This is a genomic window from Micromonospora reichwaldensis, assembly GCF_031845925.1.
Taxonomy (GTDB): domain Bacteria; phylum Actinomycetota; class Actinomycetes; order Mycobacteriales; family Micromonosporaceae; genus Micromonospora; species Micromonospora reichwaldensis.
On sequence record NZ_JAVRFL010000014.1, the window covers coordinates 156,282 to 175,865 of the forward strand.

At 73.2% G+C, this 19,584-nt stretch carries 20 protein-coding genes and 1 pseudogene; 12 read left to right on the forward strand and 9 right to left on the reverse strand.

Annotated elements, in window-relative coordinates:
- Positions 1–4: 4 nt before the first annotated feature.
- The 5 genes from RM555_RS14510 to ccsB are packed head-to-tail and all read left to right on the forward strand — an operon-like array spanning position 5 to position 4,737.
- Positions 5–652, forward strand: a complete 648-nt coding sequence (locus RM555_RS14510) for a histidine phosphatase family protein (RefSeq protein ID WP_311412215.1) — start codon at positions 5–7, stop codon at positions 650–652.
- Positions 652–1,227 carry a TlpA family protein disulfide reductase gene (locus tag RM555_RS14515; protein WP_311412216.1) on the forward strand — a complete coding sequence of 192 codons (576 nt, stop codon included), beginning with the start codon at positions 652–654 and terminating at the stop codon, positions 1,225–1,227. Before RM555_RS14510 ends, RM555_RS14515 begins: the two co-directional genes overlap by 1 nt.
- Positions 1,227–2,096 (forward strand): cytochrome c biogenesis CcdA family protein, encoded by an 870-nt coding sequence (locus RM555_RS14520; RefSeq protein WP_311412217.1) that lies wholly within the window; start codon positions 1,227–1,229, stop codon positions 2,094–2,096. The genes RM555_RS14515 and RM555_RS14520 overlap by 1 nt, the downstream gene beginning before the upstream one ends.
- Complete coding sequence (gene resB, locus RM555_RS14525; protein ID WP_311412218.1) at positions 2,096–3,760, forward strand: cytochrome c biogenesis protein ResB; 1,665 nt, start codon at positions 2,096–2,098, stop codon at positions 3,758–3,760. Before RM555_RS14520 ends, resB begins: the two co-directional genes overlap by 1 nt.
- Positions 3,760–4,737 (forward strand): c-type cytochrome biogenesis protein CcsB, encoded by a 978-nt coding sequence (gene ccsB, locus RM555_RS14530; RefSeq protein WP_311412219.1) that lies wholly within the window; start codon positions 3,760–3,762, stop codon positions 4,735–4,737. Before resB ends, ccsB begins: the two co-directional genes overlap by 1 nt.
- Before the next feature lie 178 nt (positions 4,738–4,915).
- On the opposite strand, the gene RM555_RS14535 is transcribed toward ccsB, so the two are convergent.
- The 3 genes from RM555_RS14535 to RM555_RS14545 all read right to left on the reverse strand — a co-directional run bounded on the left by RM555_RS14535 (position 4,916) and on the right by RM555_RS14545 (position 7,571).
- The gene (locus tag RM555_RS14535) at positions 4,916–6,244 is read right to left on the reverse strand and encodes a hypothetical protein (protein WP_311412220.1); all 1,329 of its coding nucleotides are present in this window, start codon (positions 6,242–6,244) and stop codon (positions 4,916–4,918) included.
- Positions 6,244–6,609, reverse strand: a complete 366-nt coding sequence (locus RM555_RS14540; protein ID WP_311412221.1) for a hypothetical protein — start codon at positions 6,607–6,609, stop codon at positions 6,244–6,246. Before RM555_RS14540 ends, RM555_RS14535 begins: the two co-directional genes overlap by 1 nt.
- A 485-nt stretch (positions 6,610–7,094) precedes the next feature.
- Complete coding sequence (locus tag RM555_RS14545) at positions 7,095–7,571, reverse strand: MarR family winged helix-turn-helix transcriptional regulator (RefSeq protein WP_311412222.1); 477 nt, start codon at positions 7,569–7,571, stop codon at positions 7,095–7,097.
- A 121-nt stretch (positions 7,572–7,692) separates the two neighbouring features.
- On the opposite strand from RM555_RS14545, the gene RM555_RS14550 reads away from it, so the two are divergent.
- The 3 genes from RM555_RS14550 (at position 7,693) to mqnP (ending at position 10,790) form a co-directional block, all read left to right on the forward strand.
- Complete coding sequence (locus tag RM555_RS14550) at positions 7,693–8,265, forward strand: carboxymuconolactone decarboxylase family protein (RefSeq protein ID WP_311412223.1); 573 nt, start codon at positions 7,693–7,695, stop codon at positions 8,263–8,265.
- A 153-nt stretch (positions 8,266–8,418) separates the two neighbouring features.
- Positions 8,419–9,879, forward strand: coding sequence for a menaquinone biosynthesis decarboxylase (locus RM555_RS14555; protein ID WP_311412224.1), 1,461 nt, complete (start codon positions 8,419–8,421; stop codon positions 9,877–9,879).
- A complete protein-coding gene (gene mqnP, locus RM555_RS14560) occupies positions 9,879–10,790 on the forward strand; it encodes a menaquinone biosynthesis prenyltransferase MqnP (protein ID WP_311412225.1) in 912 nt (303 codons plus the stop codon). Before RM555_RS14555 ends, mqnP begins: the two co-directional genes overlap by 1 nt.
- A gap of 61 nt (positions 10,791–10,851) precedes the next feature.
- Here mqnP and RM555_RS14565 read toward each other — a convergent pair whose 3' ends face one another.
- Entirely contained in the window at positions 10,852–11,856 is a 1,005-nt protein-coding gene (locus RM555_RS14565) for a terpene synthase family protein (protein WP_311412226.1), read from the reverse strand.
- 195 nt (positions 11,857–12,051) lie between these two features.
- Here RM555_RS14565 and RM555_RS14570 point away from each other — a divergent pair, with 195 nt between their 5' ends.
- Entirely contained in the window at positions 12,052–12,681 is a 630-nt protein-coding gene (locus RM555_RS14570) for a UbiX family flavin prenyltransferase (RefSeq protein WP_311412227.1), read from the forward strand.
- 66 nt (positions 12,682–12,747) lie between these two features.
- Here the strand turns inward: RM555_RS14570 and RM555_RS14575 are convergent, their stop codons facing one another.
- On the reverse strand, positions 12,748–13,014 hold the full coding sequence (locus RM555_RS14575) for a BldC family transcriptional regulator (RefSeq protein WP_089002465.1): 267 nt from the start codon (positions 13,012–13,014) through the stop codon (positions 12,748–12,750).
- A gap of 268 nt (positions 13,015–13,282) precedes the next feature.
- Here RM555_RS14575 and RM555_RS14580 point away from each other — a divergent pair, with 268 nt between their 5' ends.
- The 3 genes from RM555_RS14580 to RM555_RS14590 all read left to right on the forward strand — a co-directional run bounded on the left by RM555_RS14580 (position 13,283) and on the right by RM555_RS14590 (position 15,878).
- Positions 13,283–13,741: an Lrp/AsnC family transcriptional regulator gene (locus tag RM555_RS14580; protein ID WP_151454997.1), complete on the forward strand. Its 459-nt coding sequence runs from the start codon at positions 13,283–13,285 to the stop codon at positions 13,739–13,741.
- Positions 13,742–13,936: 195 nt separating this feature from the next.
- Positions 13,937–14,764: an SDR family NAD(P)-dependent oxidoreductase gene (locus tag RM555_RS14585; protein WP_311412228.1), complete on the forward strand. Its 828-nt coding sequence runs from the start codon at positions 13,937–13,939 to the stop codon at positions 14,762–14,764.
- Between the two features lie 22 nt (positions 14,765–14,786).
- On the forward strand, positions 14,787–15,878 hold the full coding sequence (locus tag RM555_RS14590) for an L-cysteine desulfhydrase Cds1 (RefSeq protein WP_311412229.1): 1,092 nt from the start codon (positions 14,787–14,789) through the stop codon (positions 15,876–15,878).
- Positions 15,879–15,978: 100 nt separating this feature from the next.
- On the opposite strand, the gene RM555_RS14595 is transcribed toward RM555_RS14590, so the two are convergent.
- The 4 genes and pseudogenes from RM555_RS14595 to RM555_RS14610 form a co-directional block, all read right to left on the reverse strand.
- Positions 15,979–16,599 (reverse strand): putative glycolipid-binding domain-containing protein, encoded by a 621-nt coding sequence (locus RM555_RS14595; RefSeq protein ID WP_311412241.1) that lies wholly within the window; start codon positions 16,597–16,599, stop codon positions 15,979–15,981.
- Positions 16,600–16,708: 109 nt separating this feature from the next.
- The gene (locus RM555_RS14600) at positions 16,709–18,529 is read right to left on the reverse strand and encodes a DEAD/DEAH box helicase (protein WP_396888777.1); all 1,821 of its coding nucleotides are present in this window, start codon (positions 18,527–18,529) and stop codon (positions 16,709–16,711) included.
- A gap of 196 nt (positions 18,530–18,725) precedes the next feature.
- Complete coding sequence (locus RM555_RS14605) at positions 18,726–19,217, reverse strand: hypothetical protein (protein ID WP_311412231.1); 492 nt, start codon at positions 19,215–19,217, stop codon at positions 18,726–18,728.
- Positions 19,150–19,584: pseudogene (locus RM555_RS14610) on the reverse strand (hypothetical protein); the annotation flags it as partial. The gene RM555_RS14605 and the pseudogene RM555_RS14610, both read right to left, overlap by 68 nt.

Here is a 19,584-nt window from a genome sequence, read left to right on the forward strand (position 1 = left end):
TACGGTGAGCAAGACGGTGGTCCACGTGCTGCGGCACGGCGAGGTACACAACCCGGACGGCATCCTCTACGGCCGGCTGCCGGGCTTCCGGCTCTCCGAGCTCGGCGTGCAGATGGCCAAGGCCGCCGCGCAGGGGCTGGCCGAGCGGGAGGTCGTGCACGTGGTGGCCAGCCCGCTGGAGCGCGCCCAGCAGACGGCCGAGCCGATCGCCGCGCAGTTCGGGCTGCCGGTCGGCGTGGACGAGCGGCTCATCGAGAGCGCCAACTGGTTCGAGGGCAAGAAGGTCTCGCCCGGCGACGGCTCGTTCCGCGACCCGCGCAACTGGTGGGTGCTGCGGGACCCGGTTACCCCGTCCTGGGGCGAGGCGTACCGGGCCATCGCGGAGCGGATGTTCGCCGCCCTGAACGCCGCCCGCGTGGCGGCCGAGGGACGCGAGGCCGTGCTGGTCTCCCACCAACTGCCGATCTGGACGCTGCGCCGCCACGTCGAACGCAAGCGGCTCTGGCACGACCCGCGCAAGCGCCAGTGCGGGCTGGCCAGCCTCACCTCCTTCCACTTCGACGGCGCCAAGGTGGTCGGTATCGGCTACTCCGAGCCGGCCGCCCACCTGATCGCGATGTCGCCGACAGCCAGGACGGCCAAGGGGGCCTGATGAACGCCCGGAGGTTGACCGCGGGTCTGCTCGCCGCCGTCGTGACGGTGGCACTGGCCGGCTGCTCGTCGCGCGACGGCGAGGAGGCGTGCGACAACTCCGGCGGCATCATCGAGTGCGCCCCCGACCAGCGGTCGGCCGCCCCGAAGCTCGCCGGTGAGCTGCTCACCGGCGGCAGCCACGACGTGGCGAGGGACCGCGGCCAGGTCGTGGTGGTCAACTTCTGGGGCTCGTGGTGCGCGCCGTGCCGGGCCGAGGCCGACGACCTGGAGAACACGTACCAGGCCACGAAGGGCTCCGGGGTGACGTTCCTGGGCATCAACATCCAGGACCAGCGGGACAAGGCGCTCGCCTTCGAGGAGAGCTTCAAGGTCACCTACCCGAGCCTCTTCGACCCGCCGAGCCGGCTGGCGCTCGCCCTGGACATCCCGCCGAACACCATCCCGGCCACCGTCGTGCTGGACCGCGACGGCCGCGTCGCCGTGGTGATCCGCGCCGCGGTGAGGCAGGAGGGCCTCCAGCCCATCGTCGAGCGGATCGCGGCCGAGAAACCCGCCGCCAACGGTTCCCGCTGATGGGCGAGACGTTCTCCGAACTCGCCCAGTCGGGTCCGCTGCTGCTCGCCATCGGCGCGGCGGCGCTCGCGGGGCTGGTCAGCTTCCTCTCCCCGTGCGTGCTCCCGCTGGTGCCGGGCTACCTGTCGTACGTCACCGGCCTCGCCGGCGCCGACCTCGAAACCCGCCGCCCGCAGGTTAGGAAGGGCCCCCCGTTAACGGATTCGGTAGAGGAAGGGGCCCTTCCTTACACCGAGGGCGGCAGTGATCGGGTGGCGGTGCGGGAGCGCACCGAACCGACGAGGGTCGCGGTCAAGGGCCGGGTGCTCGCCGGCACGCTGCTCTTCATCGCCGGCTTCACCGTCGTCTTCACCGCCACCGCGATCCTCTTCGCCAGCGTCGGCCGGGTCTTCTTCGAGTACGAGCGGCCGCTGGAGATCGTCATCGGCGCGCTGATCGTCGTGCTCGGGCTGAGCTACGTGGGGCTGGTCCCCGGGTTGCAGCGGGAGTTCCGGATCCAGCGGCTGCCCGCCGCCGGGCTGCTCGGCGCGCCGGTCTTCGGCGCGGTCTTCGCGCTCAGTTGGGTGCCCTGCGTCGGCCCGACCCTCGGCGCGGTGATCGGCATGGCCGCCGTCGGCGGGCAGACCGACCGGGCCGCGGTGCTCGCCGTGGCGTACTGCCTCGGGTTGGGGATACCGTTCGTCGTCTTCGGGCTGGGCTTCGAGCGGCTGCTCGGGGTGTTCCGGGCGGTCCGGCGCAACAGCCGCTGGGTCACCCGGGTGGGCGGGGCGCTGCTGATCCTGATCGGCCTCGCGCTGGTCACCGGCGGCTGGACGAACTTCGTGATCTGGTTGCAGACCACCGTCGGGGTGGGCGAGGTGAGCATCTGATGACCGCCGTCGACGAGCGGCCGGCACCGCCGGCCGAGACCCCCCGGCGCCGGCCCAACCGCCTGTTGGCCCTGCTGCGCAACTCGTGGCGGCAGCTCACCAGCATGCGTACGGCTTTGGTGTTGCTCTTCCTGCTCGCGGTGGCCGCCATTCCCGGCTCGGTGCTGCCGCAGCGCGGGGTCAACCCGGAGGACGTGCGGGACTACTTCACCGCGCACCCCGACCTGGCCCCGGTGCTGGACCGGATCGGCGCCTTCGAGGCGTTCGGCTCGGTCTGGTTCTCCGCGATCTACCTGCTGCTCTTCACCTCGCTGATCGGCTGCATCACGCCCCGGCTGCGCGACCACGTGCGGGCGCTGCGGTCGAAGCCGCCGGCCGCCCCGAGGCGGCTGGACCGGCTGCCGCAGCACACCGTGCTGTCCGCGCCCGAGGGGGGCGCGGCGGCGATCGCGGAGGTGCTGCGCCGGCGGCGCTGGCGGGTGGTGGTGCGCGGCGACGAGGTCTCCGCCGAGAAGGGCTACCTCAAGGAGACCGGCAACCTGCTCTTCCACAGCTCGTTGGTGCTCGTGCTGGTCGGTGTCGCGCTCGGCTCCTGGTACGGCTGGAGCGGCAACAAGCTGCTGGTGGCCGGCAAGGACAACGCGTTCTGCAACACCCGCCAGCAGTACGCCGAGAGCAAGCTCGGTCCCCGCGTCAGCAGCGCCGACCTGCCGGGCTTCTGCATCCAGCTCGACGACTTCGAGGCCCGGTTCCTGGAGTCCGGTCAGCCTGATTTCTACGAGGCCAGGGTGACCGTGGACGGGGCCGACGGCGAGCGGCGGCCGGCCGAATTCTCGGTCAACTCCCCGCTGCGCCTCGACGGCGCGAACGTCTACCTGCTGGGCCACGGCTACGCCCCGGTCATCCGCTACACCGACCGGTTCGGCAAGAGCCAGACCAGTAACTTCCCGTTCCTGACCACCGGCGACGTCGGCCTGACCAGCGAGGGGCTGGCGGCGTTCCCGGACATCAACGTCGACCCGGCCACGGGTGAGCGGGACGCGAACCTCCAGATGGCCTTCTCCGGCCTCTACCTGCCGACCGCGCCGGCCGCCGCGCCCTTCGCCCGCTCCGAGTACCCGACGGAGCGCAATCCCGCGCTGAACCTCGTCGCCTACCGGGGCAACCTGGGCATGGACGCCGGCATCCCCGGCTCGGTCTACAAGCTGGACCAGCGGCAGGTGAATGCCGGCAAGGTCAAGGAGGTCGGCACCAAGCTGCTCCGCAAGGGCGAGACCTGGAAGCTGGACGACGGCACCACGCTCGAGTTCCTGGGCACCGTGCCGTACGTCACGCTGTCGGTCCGCTACGACCCCGGCTCGACGCTGCTGCTGGTCAGCTCCGCCGTCCTGCTGGTCGGGCTGATGGGCTCGCTGTTCGGGCGGCGTCGCCGGGTCTTCTTCCGGGTGCTGCCGGCCGGTGCCGCCGACCCCACGAGTGGATCTCCGACGGGCGGTAGTAGTTTGGTCGAGGCCGGTGGCCTGCCGCGCACCGACCACCCCGGGTTCGCCGACGAGTTCGCGCAGCTCGTGGCCGCCGTCGGCGGCGACGGGCGGTCGGACGAGGAGGCCGGTGTCGACCGCGACGGCGGCGACCGGGCCGGAGCGCGAGAAGGAGCCGAGTGATGTCCGCACTCTCCGACCAGCTGGTGTCGTTCGCCATCCTGGCGTACCTGATCGCGATGATCAGCCACGCCGTCGAGTACGCGCTGGGCAACTCCCGCGCCCGGGTCGCCGCGGCGCCCGCCCGCGAGCTGGTCGGTGCCGGCGTCGGCGCGGCCGGGGGCAGCACCCCCGACGCGCCCGTCGACACCGGCGCGGCGGCGGCCGAGCGTACGGCCCGACGCGCCCGGCTGGGCGGCCTGGTCGCCGTCGCGGCCACCGCGCTCGGGGCGCTGCTGCACCTGGGGGCGCTGGTCACGCGCGGTCTCGCCGCCGACCGGATGCCCTGGGGCAACATGTACGAGTTCGTGCTCACGGGCACCTGGATCGGGGTCGCCGCCTGGCTGGTGGTGCTCTGGAAGCGGCCGCAGCTGCGCCGCCTCGGGCTGTTCATGTCGCTGGTGATGGTGCTGCTGGTGGCGACGGCCGAGCTGGTGCTCTACACCCCGATCGTGCCGCTGGTGCCGGCGCTCAACTCGTACTGGTTCGTCATCCACGTCTCGACGATCGTCTTCGCCTCCGGCATCTTCCTGCTGGGCGCGGTGCCGGCGGTGGCGTTCCTGATGCGCTCCGGCTACGAGCAGGGCCGGCGCAGCTTCCCGTACACGCTGGCGAAGCGGCTGCCGGCGGCGGCGGCGCTGGAGCGGCTGACCTTCGTGCTGCACGCCTTCGCGTTCCCGGTCTTCACCTTCGCGGTGATCGCCGGGGCGATCTGGGCCGAGGCGGCCTGGGGGCGGCCGTGGGGCTGGGACCCGAAGGAGACCTGGTCGTTCATCTCCTGGGTGATCTACGCCGGCTACCTGCACGCCCGGGCCACCCCGAGCGTGAAGCGGAACGTCGCGACCTGGCTCGCCGTCGTCGGCTTCCTCACCATGCTGATGAACCTCTTCGGCGTGAACATCTTCTTCGAGGGCCTGCACTCCTACGGCGGCCTGGACTGAGCCGGTCCTGCAACCGCTCGGTGACGGTCCGCGCCCGCTGCTCGCCAACGGCGAAGCCAGGTGGGGCCGGCTGCGGGGCCGGCCCCACCTGGTCCGACCAGCGGGCGTGTGGTCCTGGTCGATCCTGAACGGCTCTACTCCGGCGCGTAGGCGCGAGACGGAGGAGACCCGACAGCGGTCAGGCCACGTCGTCCAACTGCCGTCGGACGAGCCGTTCGGTGGCGGTGGCCCCCGTCGGCTGCAACCCGGCGCCGGCGTTCTGCGCCTGGACGTCGATGGTCACCGCGATCCGGTCCGTACCCGCGATGATCATTTCAAAGACCTTGGCGAACCGTACCTCCATCTCCTTGCCGTGGTCATCGGTGATCACCAGTCGGCCGCCCTGCGGCGCCTCGTGCAACTGCCGCATTCGCAGGCCGGTGATGTCCTTGTAACGGAAGTCGAAGGCGTCGGCGTTCGACACGATGCACGTGACGAAGTCCCACTCGCAGGAGAAGACCGAGATGCGGGTCTGTCCGAGGAGCAGGATGACGAACTTGTACCGCGAGAACCGCCGGATGCCGTCCTTTCCCACCGCCTGTTCGGTGGGCGAGGCGGGACCGATGACGAGTTGCGGCTCGCAGATCAGGTCGTCCAGTTCGCGGTCGAGGTGCCGGAGGGCGTGATCGAGAACTCCGAACTTGTCGAAGTGCAGCCACACGTCCATCTGCTCGTCGCTCGGCTTCGGCTCGGCCGCCGCCAGGTCACGCTCGTACTTCGAGGTGAGCGCGTTGTACTGGCCGTATCCCTTGACCAATAGGACGAGGCCGCCCACACCCACGAGCACCGCGAGGCAGAGGTAACCCGACTCCGACAACGACGCGATCACGAGGATCAGCGCGAGCGCCAACCCGATGCCGCCGGCGACCATCATGGCCTGCGCGCCACCGGTCGCGGGTGGCACGGGCGTGCGGACGAAGTACTTGCGTACGTTCGGCTTGCGTTCCTCGATGCCGGCCTGCGCCACGGCGACGGTGGCCTGCCACAGCCGGTTCTCGCGGTTGCCGAGGAAGGGGGCGATCTCGGCCGCGTGCACCGGGTCGATGTCGCCGACTCCGGCCTCGATGTCGGCGACGGACGGGCCGGGGTCGTGGCGGTCGGCGTAGTGGTCGCGCTTGACGGCCGCCCAGAGGGCGCGGACGTGCGCCGCGGCGGGGTCGATCTGGAGTGCCCGGCCCAGGTGCTCCTCCACCCGGGCCATCACCTGCTGCGCCTCGCGACCCATCCGGCTGGGCCGTCTGCCGCCGAGGAGCGCGAGGGCCAGGTAGTAGTGCGGGTCGGAGCCCTTCGCCCCCTTGGCGATCGCCTCGGTGAAGTATTCGGCCGCCCGCTTGTACAGCCGCTCGGCGACGGCCCGCCGCCCGTAGGCCATCAGCTGCTGCGGCCCGTCGGACTTGTTGATGTGCACGTTGTCGGCGTTGATCTGGGCGCCGAAGACGCGCTGGCCGTGCTGGTCGAAGGTGGTCATCAGGAAACCCCGCCCAACGAGTTCCAGATGGTCGCCATCGCCCCGCCGATCACCGCCAGCGGCGCCGCCGCCTGCAACACCTCGATGGCCCGCTGCAGCCGTTGCGAGGCCTCGCGACGGTCGTCGCGGGTCAGGCTCTGGCGGGCGCCGTGCAGTTCGTCGACGACGGTGCGGCCGGCCTGCGGGTCGAGGGCGCCGCTGGCCGTGGCCAGCTCCACCGCCCTGAGGACGGCCTTCAGCCGAGGGACGAGCTCCGTCTGGCCGGCGTTGTCGGGCAGACGTGCGAAGGTGCTGTTCCGCAGATCGATGATTTCGGCGTTGAACTGCTGATCCACGCGCTGGTGCTGCTGATTGAAGGTGGCCATCGCCAACCGTCACCCCCATCTTGCTTCGATGGAAAATGTTTCGGATGGTGGTGACGGAACCATTGGAATTGTCTGCGGGCAATGTCGGAAGATTTACGTCCCCACGCGGATCCGGCGGGGCCCGATTGAACGGCGGGCAATTCCGCATGGATGGTGCTGGCGGCGTTCGCGCGCGGTGTGTTAGCGGTTGACCGAAAGTCCTATGACCGGCTCGGGCGTCCCGGGAAAGGCACCTGTCGGCGGGTATGCCGGGTCGGTCCGCGGGGCCGCGCGGCGCCACCGTTCGGGCTTCGACCGTTCGGGCGACGGCGACCGGGGGTCTTGACGGCGGGCGGCCGTGCTGCTGCCGGCCTCACCCGACGCCTGCCCGCTCCCGGCTCCGGGCGGGTGCCGGTACCGGATGTTGGCCCGGCAGGAGACCGCCGAGCGCACCCGGGAACCGGGCCGGTGGCCCCACCCCGGGCGTGAACGCCAGGGAGCGGGGGTCAGCCGCCGAACCAGCCGGGCACGTCGAGGCGGAACGGGTTGGCCGGGGTGACGGCGCGCAGGTCGTCCTCCAGGGCAGCGACCCGGTCGGGGCCGAGGGTGGCGGCCCACCGCTGCCGGAGCTGGTCGAAGACGGCCGCCGACCGGCGCAGGCCGTCCAGGCCGTGCGGGGTCGCCCGGACCAGCTTGCGCCGGGCGTCGCGCGGGTCGTCGGCGCGCTCCAGGTAGCCGAGGACGACCAGCCGGTCCACCGTCTTGCCGGCCGCCTGCTTGGAGACGCCGAGCCGCTGGCCCAGCTCGGTGGCGGTGGTGCCCTCGGCGCCGACGGCCTGGAGGACGAAGCCGTGCAACGGCCGCAGCTCCGGGTGCCCCTGCCGGGCCAGCTCCGCGTGCAGGTCGTCGATGAGCGTACGGAAGCCGGCCAGCAGCAGCAGGGGCAGCAGGAAGCCGGGCCGGTCGGGGTCAGCCGTTGCCACGTTCGACAACCTCGTTTACCATTTCGACAACCACGTTGACGATTCTACGTCACGCGCGGCGCGTCGCCGATCGGGCCGCGCCGGCCGTCCCCGCGACCCCGACCCCGAGAGCAGGCTTGCCGTGCCCCCGTTCACCGCGCACACCGCCGACACCGCACCCGCCGCCGTCCGGCCCACCATCGAGGGCGTACGCCGCAGGCTCGGGCACCTGCCCGCCGCCGTCGGCCTGATGGCCGAGTCCCCGGAACTGCTCACCGGCTTCCTCACCGTCAACGGCATCTTCGAGAAGTGCGCCCTCGACCCGGTCGAACGGGAGGTCGTCGTCATGACGGTCGCCACCCGCAACGAGTGCCACCTCTGCGTCGCCATGCACACCGCCGCCCTCGTCCGGCACGGCGCGACGCCCGAGCTGATCGACGCGCTGCGCGCCGGCACGCCGCTGCCCGACGACCGGCTGGAGGCGCTGCGGCGCTTCACCCTCGCCGTGCTCGACCACCGGGGCGCGGTTCCCGAGGACGGGATCGCCGCCTTCCTGACGGCCGGCTACCAACCCCGGCACGCCCTGGACGTGGTGCTCGGCGTCGGCACGTACACGATCTCCACCCTGGCCAACCGGCTCACCGGCGCGCCGCTCGACGCGCCCCTGGCCGTGTACGCCTGGAAGCCGGCCAGCGGTCCGACCGCGCACCGGTGAACCACGGTCGAGGAAGGACGGGGATCCGGCTGGCCGGGAGCCCTCGCCGGTCGACGCGCGTGGACCCGTTCCGGCGCCTCCTCACCGGTGGATCGCCGGTGTCACACCACCCGGCGTGGTCGCCGCCCAGGTCGGTGCGGGAGACTGGCAGGCATGGCGGCTCGTGGCTTCCCGTACACCGATCTCAAGGACTTCCTCGCGGCGCTGGAGCGCGCGGGCGAGCTGCGGCGGGTGAGCGCGCCTGTCGATCCCACCCTGGAGATCAGCGAGATCGTCACCCGGACGGTCCGCGCGGACGGCCCGGCGCTGCTCTTCGAGCGGCCCACCCGGGGCGAGATGCCGGTGGTGATCAACCTCTTCGGCACCGAGAAGCGGATGGCGATGGCGCTCGGCGTCGAGTCGCTGGACGAAATCGGCGAGCGGATCGGCAACATGCTCAAGCCGGAGCTGCCGGTGGGCCTCTCCGGGATGATGGACGGCCTGGGCAAGGTCAGGCAGCTCACGTCGATGCCGCCGAAGAAGGTCAGGACCGCCCCCTGCCAGCAGGTGGTCTACCGGGGCGACGACGTCGACCTGAACCGGCTGCCCGGGTTGCAGGTCTGGCCGGGTGACGGCGGGATCTTCCACAACTTCGGGCTGACCCACACGAAGCACCCGGAGACCGGCAAGCGCAACCTGGGGCTGTACCGGTTGCAGCAGCACTCGCGGAACAGCATCGGCATGCACTGGCAGATCCACAAGAACTCCACGGCGCACCACGCGGTCGCCGAGCGGCTCGGCCAGCGCCTGCCGGTGGCGATCGCCATCGGCACCGACCCGGCGGTGGCGTACTCGGCCAGCGCGCCGCTCCCCGCCGACATCGACGAATATCTTTTCGCCGGGTACCTGCGCGGCGAGCGGGTCGAGATGGTGGACTGCCTGACCGTCCCGTTGCAGGTGCCGGCGCACGCGCAGATCGTCCTGGAGGGCTACATCGAGCCGGGTGAGCGGCTCCCCGAGGGCCCGTTCGGCGACCACACCGGCTTCTACACCCCGGTGGAGCCCTTCCCGGTGATGCACATCGAGTGCATGACCACGCAGCGCGACCCGGTCTACCACACGATCGTCACGTCCCAGCCGCCGCAGGAGGACCACGGCCTGGGCAAGGCCACCGAGCGGATCTTCGCGCCGCTGCTGCGCTTCCTGATCCCGGACATCGTCGACTACGACCTGCCCGCCGCCGGGGTCTTCCACAACTGCGCGATCGTGTCGATCCGCAAGCGCTACCCGAAGCACGCCCAGAAGGTCATGAACGCGATCTGGGGCGCGCACATGATGTCGCTGACCAAGCTGATCGTGATCGTCGACGAGGACTGCGACGTGCACGACTACAACGAGGTCGCCTTCCGCGCCTTCGGCAACGTCGACTACGCCCGCGACCTGCTGCTCACCGAGGGCCCGGTGGACCACCTCGACCACGCGTCGTACCAGCAGTTCTGGGGCGGCAAGGCGGGCGTCGACGCGACCCGCAAGCTGCCCGAGGAGGGCTACACCCGGGGCTGGCCGGAGGAGATGCGGATGGCCCCCGAGGTCGTCTCCCTGGTCGACAAGCGCTGGAAGGAGTACGGCATCTGATGGCCACCGCCGTCGAACCGGTGCAGCGACCGGGCCGGGTGAAGTCCTTCCTCAAGCTGGTGGCGATCGAGCACTCCGTGTTCGCGCTGCCGTTCGCGTACCTGTCGGCGCTCACGGCGATGCAGGTCGACGGCGGGCGGGTCCGGTGGCTGGACCTGCTGCTGATCACCGTGGCGATGGTCGGCGCGCGGACGTTCGCGATGGCCGCCAACCGGATCCTGGACCGGCGGATCGACGCGCGGAACCCCCGTACCGCCGGCCGGGAGCTGGTCACCGGGGCGGTCAGCGTGCGGACGGCCTGGACCGGCGCGGCGGTCGCGCTCGTGGTCTTCCTCGCCGCCGCCGCCCTGCTCAACCCGCTCTGTCTGGTGCTCGCGCCGCTCGCCGTGGTGCCGCTGGTCGTCTACCCGTACGGCAAGCGGTTCACCAACTGGCCGCACGCCATCCTGGCCGTCGCCCAGGCCGTCGGCCCGGTCGGCGCCTGGCTGGGCGTCACCGGCACCCTCGACGGCTCCTGGCCGGCGTGGCTGCTCGGCGTGGCCGTCGGCCTCTGGATCGGCGGGTTCGACCTGATCTACGCCTGCCAGGACGCCGAGGTGGACCGGCAGATCGGCGTGCACAGCGTGCCGGCCCGCTACGGGCTGCGGTTCGCGCTGCACGCCTCCACCGTCGCGCACGTGGTGACGTTCGCGCTGTTCGTCTGGTTCGGGGCGCTCGTGGGCTTCGGCTGGCTCTGGTGGGTGGGCCTGGCGCTGACCGCCGTCGCCTTCGGCTACCAGCACCTGGTGGTCAGCCCGACCGACCTGAGCAAGGTCAACCGGGCCTTCTTCACCGCCAACGGCTTCGTCGGCATCGCGTTGTTCGTCTTCGCCCTGCTCGACCTGGTCGTCCGCCTCGGCCTGCGCGCCTGACCCTGGGCCGTTGCTCGCCCTGCGGGCGTCGGCTGTCGACGGCTGCGGCCGGGCCAGCCCGTTAGGAAGGGCCCCTTCCTCTACCGGAGGCGTTAACAAGGTGCCCTTCCTTACCGCCGTAGCGGCTGCTCTCCAGGGTCCAGTCGACGGTGGCCCGGACGGCGTTCGCCACCCCGTCGAGGTGGTCGGCGACCGCCCGGTCCAGCGCCGGACCGAACGACGGCACCCCGGCGCGCAGCTCGACGAAGCGCCGCATCGACGCCCGCCAGCGCTCGGCCGTCAGGCCGACGGCGGTCTCCACCGGCACCCGCTGCTCGGCCGCCGTCGCGAGCACCAGGTTGTGCCCGCCGGAGGTGGCCTCGTCGCGCTCCAGCGAGGCGAGGTCGTTGTACCAGGAGAGCAGGTCGTTGCCGGTGTCGGCGATCTCCCGCAGCAGCGGGTGGTGGTGGACCGGGTCGGGCAGCGGGCGGCCGGTGACGAACTCCACCAGCGGGTACGACACGTACGCGGCGGAGGTGGCGCGCCGCAGCGCGACGTACTCGGCGACGCCGGGGCGACGGCCGGCCGCCTTGTTCGCCGCCTCCCGCCACGTGCCGTCGAGATGGTCGGCGACGGCCCCGGCGAAGCGCAGCCGCCAGCGGGCCGGCATCCGCCGGCGTGGCTCCCGCCACGCGTGCACCAGCAGCCGCCTCAGCGGCCCGGTCAGGCCGGCGTGCCGGAGCCGGGGACCGACGTGCAGCAGGGTGAGCGCGCCGGCGCGCAGCGCCCGGATCTGGTCGGCGCCGAGCCGCCCCGGCCGGTCGCACGCGTCGTCGACCAGGAAGAACCAGGTGAACAGGGCCGTCAACGCCCGCAGGTCGGCCTCGGTGGCGCCGGGGTAGAGCCGGCCGGCGTACCGGGCGACGCCGGCGTGCGCCAGCCGCTGCGGCGCCGCGTCGTCAGTCGCCAGGCCGAGGCCCGGCAGCAGGTCGCCGACCAACCACTCCTGCACCCGGTCGGCGTGCGGCGAGAGCCGGGGCGGGATGGGGCACTCGGACCGTAGCGACCAGAGGACCTCGCCGGTCATCAACCGATTCCTCCCGGGTGCGATCCCGCTTCGCGTGGGAATCGCCACCGGCAGCATGTCAGGCCGGCGGGATGGGCGCGCTCCCGGCCGACATCGCGCCCGTCGGCGCACAACCGACACCCGAGCGGGACAACACGGACGCTCCGGGCGGGGGTGCCCGGCATCGGGAGGGGACCACCAGGCAGGCTGGAGGGCATGCGCGAACCATGGGTGGTCGGAGTCTCCGGGGCGTCCGGCACGCCGTACGCGGCGGCCGTCGTGCGGGCGCTGCTCGACGCCGGGGAGCCGGTGGACCTGATCGTCTCCCGGGCCGCCCGGCTGACCGTCCTCGACGAGACCGGGCGCCCGTTCCGGGACGCCCACTGGGCCGACGACCTCGCCGCCTGGCTGGGCCGCGAGCTGGCGGGAGCCGACGTGCGGCACTGGCCCGCCGGCGACCTGGCCGCCGGCCCGAGCAGCGGCTCTTACCGGGTACGCGGGATGGCGGTGGTCCCGGCGAGCACGGCGGCCTGCGCCGGCATCGCGATCGGGCTCTCCAAGGACCTGTTGCAGCGGGCCGCCGAGGTCAACCTCAAGGAGCGCCGGCCGGTGGTGGTGGTGCCCCGGGAGACGCCGGTGACCCGCAGCCACCTGGAGCATCTGATCGCGCTGCACGACGCCGGAGCGGTGGTGCTGCCGGCCAGTCCCGGCTTCTACGGCGCCGGGGCGGCGGCCTCCGCCCCGCAACTCGTCGACTTCGTGGCCGGCAAGGTGCTGGACGCCCTCGGCGTACCGCACACGCTGTTCCGTCGTTGGTCGGGCGAGCTGGGCGTGGCGCGGGAGTGACCCGGGCCCGGCTCACCGCGACGCGGACCGGAGCTCTCGTCCGGCCCGCGTGATGATCCGCACCATTCAGTACATGCCGGCGTTGGCCGGGCCCGGCCCGGTCGAGGCGGCCGGCCCCGCGTTACGCGGCTTGCCGACGTCTTCCGCCTCGTCCAACATGCCCTCCCCCTCAAGCAGGGCCCGCACCTCGGATTCCCGAAACCGGCGATGCCCGCCTGGAGTCCGGATGCTGCCTATCCGGCCCGCCGCTGCCCATCGCGTCACAGTCTTCGGGTCAACCCGAAACAGCGCGGCAACTTCACCCGGTGTCAGCAGGCGATCTCCAGTGTCCACAGCCCCCTCCTCGCGTCGACGAAGCCCCCGGCTGAACACACTGCCCCCGGCCGGTGCGAGCCCAGAGCCGTCATGAGGGACGTATGGCAATTACAGCACCAGCGACCTGGCCTGTCCGCCAAACGCGAAAAACGCACTGAGTGGGAAGTTAGGAAATATTACCTGCGTGCGGCTCCCTTGACTGTCGGTTTGCGAACGACTACACCCTGTCATGTCCAACGCGCGCCGGATGCCCGACGTTACGCCCGGACCGCTAGGGTCACAGTCCGTGGACGCCATCGACCTGAGCCTCGTGGAGCTGCTACGCGGCAACGCCCGCCTGTCCTACGCCGAGCTGGCCCGGCAGGTCGGCCTCTCCGCGCCCGCCGTGCACGAGCGGGTCGGCAAACTGGAGTCCAGCGGCGTGATCCGGGCCTACCGGGCGGAGGTGGAGCCCGAGGCGATCGGCTTCGCCGTCACCGCGCTCATCGGGATCGTCGAGGACTCCGGCGGCGACACCGACGACGTGCTGGAGGCCTTCCGGCAGATGCCCGAGATCGAATCCTGCTACTTCATGGCCGGCGTCGAGTCGTTCCTGCTCAAGGCCAGGGTCGGCACCATCGCCGAGCTGGAGCGGCTCATCGTGCGGCTGAACCGGACCCCGGGCGTCGCCTCCACCCGGACCGGCATCGCCCTCTCCACGAAGTGGGAGAACCGGCCACAGGCCCCGGTGCCTCCCGCCACCTGACCCGCCACCCCCCGCCCTCCAGACCGCCCCGACAGCCGCGACCGGTCACCTGCGGCCGTCGGACGACCGCGTCCCGCCACCCCCGGCCGTCGGCCGTCGGACGGCCGAGCCCGGTCACCTCCGGCCGTCGACCGTCGGACGGCCGCATCCGGCCGGCTCTGGCGCGCGGTCGCCGGGCGGCGATAGCGTGCGCCGATGACGAAGCCAGCCCTCGGGACGGCGGTGGTCACCGGCGCGGCCGGCGGCCTCGGCCGCGCCATCGCCGCCGCGCTGCACGCCGATGGCTGGCCGGTGCTCCTCACCGACCACGACGACCAGGCGGTGGCCCGTGCCGCCGCCCCGCTGGGCGGCTGGTCGCGCCGGCTGGACGTACGCGACGAGGGCGCCTGCGCCGCCGTCGCCGCCGAGGCCGCCGGCCGGGGCGGGCTCGGCCTCTGGGTGAACAACGCGGGGATCCTCGTCACCGGCCCCTCGTGGGAGCACGACGCGGCGACCCGTCGCCGGGTGGTCGAGGTCAACGCCCTCGGCGCGATGAACGGCACCCTCGCCGCCCTCGCCGTCATGCGGGAACAGGGGCACGGGCACGTGGTCAACGTCGTGTCGCTGGCCGGCCTGGTGGCCGCGCCCGGCGAGACCGTCTACGCGGCCAGCAAGCACGCCCTCGTCGCGTTCAGCATCGGCACCCTCGCCGACCTGCGGCTGGCCGGGCACCGGGGCGTACACGTGTCGTGCCTGTGCCCGGACGGAATCTGGACGCCGATGCTGCACGACCGGCTCGACGACCCGGGCGCCGCGGCCTCCTTCACGGGGACGCTGCTGACCCCCGAGCGGGTGGCCCGGCGGGCCGCGCGGCTGGCCCGGCGGCCCCGCCCGGTGGTCAGCGTCCCCCGCTGGCGCGGCGCGCAGGTCCGGCTCCTCGACGCGCTGCCCGGCGTCGCCGTGCGCCTCGCCCCGCTGATCCTCGCGGCCGGCCGGGCCGGCCAGCGCCGCCAGCGCCGCCGGATCGGGGCCGGTCCGCGGTGAGTGGGCTTGCTAAGTTTCGAACGTGACTCACATCGACCGGTGCGACGAGGCCAGCCGGCGCTGGGTGACCGAGGCGATCGCCGCCGTGGAGGCGGACGCCAACCGCTCCGCCGACACCCACCTGCTGCCGTTTCCGCTTCCCCGGTCGTGGGGGATCGACCTCTACCTCAAGGACGAGTCGGTGCACCCGACCGGCTCGTTGAAGCACCGGCTGGCCCGTTCGCTCTTCCTCTACGGGCTGTGCAACGGCTGGATCGGCCCGGAGACCACGATCGTGGAGGCCTCCTCCGGCTCGACGGCGGTCTCCGAGGCATACTTCGCGCGGATGCTGGGGTTGCCGTTCATCGCGGTGATGCCCGCCTCCACCTCCCCGGAGAAGATCACCCAGATCGAGTTCCAGGGTGGCCGCTGCCACCTCGTCGACGACCCGGCCAAGGTGGTCGTGGAGGCGCGCTGGCTGGCGGAGGACTCCGGCGGGCACTTCATGGACCAGTTCACCTACGCCGAGCGCGCCACCGACTGGCGGGGCAACAACAACATCGCCGAGTCGATCTACGCGCAGCTCGCCCTGGAACGGCACCCGGTGCCGGCATGGGTCGTGGTGGGCGCCGGCACGGGCGGCACCAGCGCCACCATCGGCCGCTACGCCCGCTACCAGCGGCTGCCCACCAAGCTGTGCGTGGTCGACCCGGAGAACTCCGCGTTCTATCCCGCCTGGCAGGCCGCCGACTGGTCGGTGCGCACCGGGCGGGGTTCCCGCATCGAGGGGATCGGCCGGCCGACCGTCGAGGCGTCGTTCGTGCCGTCGGTGGTGGACCGGATGGTCCAGGTGCCCGACGCCGCCTCGCTGGCCGCCATGCGCGCCGGCTCGGCCGTGCTCGGCCGCCGGGTGGGCGGCTCGACCGGCACCAACCTGTGGGGCGCCTTCGGGCTGATCGCGGAGCTGCTCGCCGAGGGCCGCACCGGCTCGGTGGTCACGCTGATCTGCGACGCCGGCGACCGCTACGCCGACACCTACTACTCCGACGACTGGCTGGCCGCCCAGGGACTGGATCTGACCCCGCACCTGGCGACGGTCGAGCGCTTCCTCAGCACGGGCATCTGGCCGGCCTGAGCCGCCTCGCGGGCCTGCGCCGCCTGCCTGGCCTGAGCCGGCGGGGTGGCCGAGCCAGCCTGGTCGGCCCGGGGCATCGGGGGAGGCGCCCGCAGCCCGGTCAGCGCGGGTGGACGCGCTCGGCCAGCCCGGGGTAGCGCACCACGTAGCCGTCGCCGTCGAGGTCGATGTCGGCCGTGAAGGTGTCGCTGGTGAAGCGGACCCGGCCGGGGCCGAGCGGGGTGTAGACCTGCTCGGCGGGCACCACCAGCAGGCTGGGCACCAGCACCCAGGCGACCTCGACCCGGTGCGGGGTGTCGGCCGCGGCGCGGGGCAGCCCGAGCCGGCGCACCGGTAACGCGTTGAACAGCGTCGCCCCGCCGAGGTCGACGTCGACCGCCCCGGCCAGCCGGTCCGGGTCGTCGGTGCCGGGCAGCCCGACCGGCGGATGGCCGGCCGCCCGCAGCGCCGCGTCCAGGTCACCCTGCTCGGCGGTGGTCACCCGCCACCCGTCGGTCACCCGCTCCAGGCGTACGCTCCGCAGCCACCCGGTGCCCTCCGCCTCGACCTCGACGCGGAGGGTGGCCCACTCGGGGTCGGTGGCGAGCTGGTAGCGGCAGGTGTAGGGGATCGGGTCGACAGCCGTGAGCGTGCCCCGCGCCGTCAGCCCACGGCCGTCGTCGAACAGCGCGTGCTCCGCGCCGGCGGTGTCCGTCCGGGTCCAGAAGAGCGACTTCGGCATGGTCGGCATGAGCCGGACGTTACGCGACCCGGCCGACACCGGCAGCGAATGCGCGAACGCCGCCGCGGAGCCTGAGCCCCGCGACGGCGTTCGTGGATGACGCTGTCGGTCAGTGGGTACGCGCCGGCGGACGCCCGCCGAAGCCCCGCCGGTCGTCGCGCGGCCGGTCGTCGCGCCCCCGGCCCTCGGGCCGGAAGCCGCCCCGGTCGCCGAAGCGCCGCTCGCCCTGCGGCCGGTCGCCGTAGCTGCGGCTGTCAGTGGATCGGTCGCCGTAGCCACGGCTGTCAGCCGGGCGGTCGGAGTAGCCACGGCTGTCGGCCGGGCGGTCGGAGTAGCGGCGCTCGCCCTGGGGGCGGTCGCCGTAGCCACGGGCCTCGCCGCGCCCGTCGCGGTCGCCGTAGCGGCGCTCGCCCTGCGGACGGTCACCGTAGCCACGGCTGTCGGTGGGCCGGTCGGAGTAGCGCCGTTCGCCCTGCGGGCGGTCGCCGTAGCCACGGCCGTCGGTCGGGCGGTCGGAGTAGCGGCGCTCGCCCTGGGGCCGGTCGCCGTAGCGGCGCTCGCCCCGGGTGTCGCGGTCGCCGTAGCGGCGCGGGCCGCCCGGCCGGTCGCCGTGCCGGCGCGGCTCCTCCGCCTCGATGCGCACCGGGACGCCGCTGGGCTCGCGGGCGCCGGTCAGCTCGGCGAGCGCCGGGTCGCCGACCCGCACCCGGGTCTCGGCCGGTGCCACGCCGGCCTTCTCCAGCATGGCCAGCGTGGTCCGCCGCTGCTTCGGCAGCACCAGCGTGGCCACCGCGCCGGACTCGCCGGCCCGGGCGGTACGTCCCGCGCGGTGCAGGTAGTCCTTCGGGTCCTTCGGCGGGTCGACGTGCAGCACCAGCGAGACACCGTCGACGTGGATGCCCCGGGCCGCCACGTCCGTGGCGACCAGGACGTTCACCCGTCCCTCACGGAACTCGGCCAGCGTGCGGGTACGCATCCGCTGGGTCTTGCCGCCGTGCAGCCCGCCCGCCCGTACGCCGACGGCGGCCAGCTGCTCGACCAGCCGGTCGACGCCGAGCTGGGTGCGGGCGAAGACCATCGTCCGCCCCTCCCGGGCCGCGATGGACGCCGCGACCGGGAACTTGTCGTGCGGCGGGATCAGCAGCATGTGGTGGTCCATGGTGGACACCGAGGCGGTGGACGGGGCGGTGGAGTGCGTCACCGGGTCGGTCATGAACCGCTTGACCAGCGCGTCGACGTCGCCGTCCAGGGTGGCCGAGAAGAGCAGCCGCTGGGTGCCGGCCGGCGTCTTCGCCAGCAGTTCGGTGACCTCGGGCAGGAAGCCCATGTCGGCCATCTGGTCGGCCTCGTCGAGGACCGTGACCTCGATGTCGTCCAGGTGGCAGACGCCACGGGCGATCAGGTCGCCCAGCCGGCCCGGGGTGGCCACGATGATCTCCACCCCGCGCCGCAGGGCGTCGATCTGCCGGTCGTACGGCACGCCGCCGACGGCGGTCTTCAGGAACACGCCGACGGCCTTGCCGAGCGGCATCAGCGCGTCGTTGACCTGCATCGCGAGTTCCCGGGTCGGCACCAGGACCAGGGCCCGGGGGCGCAACGGCCGGGCCCGGTTGCGGTCGGCCACCAGGGCCAGCAGGGGCAGGCCGAAGGCCAGGGTCTTGCCGGAGCCGGTCTGGCCCCGGCCGAGGACGTCGCGGCCGGCGAGCGCGTCCGGCATGGTGGCGCGCTGGATCTCGAACGGGGTGGTGATGCCCTGCCTGGCGAGCGCCTGGACCAGCGGCTGGGGCAGCCCCAGCGCGGCGAAGTCGGTGGCCTCGGGCGTCACCGGGGCGGCCGGGTCCCGGACGGTGCCGTCCCGCTCGACGGCGGTCTGCGCGTCGGCGGTGTCGAGGGCGGGCAGGAACGTGCTGGGTTCAGCAAAGGTCGTCAAGAAATGCCTTTCGAGCGGGGCGCATCTTCGCGATGGCCTGCCGCAGCTGAACGCCGCCGAATCGCCCGCAAGATCGCCCATGGGCGCGCAGGGCGCGCCGGGTCAGTGATCCTCACCAGTGTACGGCGACAGGACGAACCCGCCACCCGACCACGGACGGGTAGTGGGCGGGCTCACCATCGTCGCCGTACGCGGCTCACTTGCTCAGGACGCCGCCCACCAGCCCACCGACCGTGTCGTTGGCGAGCAGCACGACCAGCACGCTGATCGCCACGAGCAGGCCCAGCGAGGCGGCCAGGACGACCACCACCTTGGTGGTGCTGGAGCGCTGCTCGGTGGGGGTCTCCGTCCAGCCCTGGGCCAGGATGTGCCCGGTCAGCGAGCCGGAGTTCTCCACCGGGTTGTTCGGGAACGCGACGGTGCTGAAGCCCGGGCCCTCGGTGGCGGCTCCGGCACCGGCGCCGTAGATGGTGCCCAGGTCGGGTCCGCCGTCGTAGCGGCCCGCGGGGGTGCCCTCGGCCCGCCCGACGCGCGTGGCCGAGCCGCCGCCGTCGACGCGACTGCTCAGCCGGCGTGCCTCCCGGGGCGCGGTGGCCGGCTCGGCGCCACCGGGCCGGCGGTCACCCGGGTTGGTGGGCGGCGGCCAGCCCGGCAGCGCGGGAGCGGGCACGGCCGGCGGCCCGGACACCGGCGGCGAAGAGAACGGCGGCGAAGATGCCGGGGGCGCGGAGAACGAGGGCGTGACCGCCGGGGGCGCGGATGCCGGCGACGCGACCGCCGGAGGCGCGGAGAACGGTGGCGCGGAGAACGAGGGTGCGCCGGCCGGAGGCGCGGAGAACGGTGGCGCGGATGCCGGAGGCGCGGAGAACGAGGGCACGACCGCCGGGGGCGCGGAGAACGGCGGCGCGCCCGCGACGGGGCCCGGTACCGGTCCGGCGCTCGCGGCGGCCGTGAGGGGCGGCGGTGGGAACGGTGGCGCCGGGGTCGGGCCGGGCGGGGGCGGCGGGGCGGGCACCGGCGGCCCGGGGGGCGGCGGCGGCGGACCCGTCTCGGGC

Coding starts and splice junctions, on each gene's coding strand:
- RM555_RS14595 (WP_311412241.1), bottom strand. CDS start 16,599: ATGCCGAAGTCGCTCTTCTGGACCCGGACGGACACCGCCGGCGCGGAG.
- RM555_RS14565 (WP_311412226.1), bottom strand. CDS start 11,856: ATGACCGGCGAGGTCCTCTGGTCGCTACGGTCCGAGTGCCCCATCCCG.
- RM555_RS14555 (WP_311412224.1), top strand. CDS start 8,419: ATGGCGGCTCGTGGCTTCCCGTACACCGATCTCAAGGACTTCCTCGCG.
- RM555_RS14570 (WP_311412227.1), top strand. CDS start 12,052: ATGCGCGAACCATGGGTGGTCGGAGTCTCCGGGGCGTCCGGCACGCCG.
- RM555_RS14515 (WP_311412216.1), top strand. CDS start 652: ATGAACGCCCGGAGGTTGACCGCGGGTCTGCTCGCCGCCGTCGTGACG.
- ccsB (WP_311412219.1), top strand. CDS start 3,760: ATGTCCGCACTCTCCGACCAGCTGGTGTCGTTCGCCATCCTGGCGTAC.
- RM555_RS14520 (WP_311412217.1), top strand. CDS start 1,227: ATGGGCGAGACGTTCTCCGAACTCGCCCAGTCGGGTCCGCTGCTGCTC.
- RM555_RS14585 (WP_311412228.1), top strand. CDS start 13,937: ATGACGAAGCCAGCCCTCGGGACGGCGGTGGTCACCGGCGCGGCCGGC.
- RM555_RS14540 (WP_311412221.1), bottom strand. CDS start 6,609: ATGGCCACCTTCAATCAGCAGCACCAGCGCGTGGATCAGCAGTTCAAC.
- RM555_RS14535 (WP_311412220.1), bottom strand. CDS start 6,244: ATGACCACCTTCGACCAGCACGGCCAGCGCGTCTTCGGCGCCCAGATC.
- mqnP (WP_311412225.1), top strand. CDS start 9,879: ATGGCCACCGCCGTCGAACCGGTGCAGCGACCGGGCCGGGTGAAGTCC.
- resB (WP_311412218.1), top strand. CDS start 2,096: ATGACCGCCGTCGACGAGCGGCCGGCACCGCCGGCCGAGACCCCCCGG.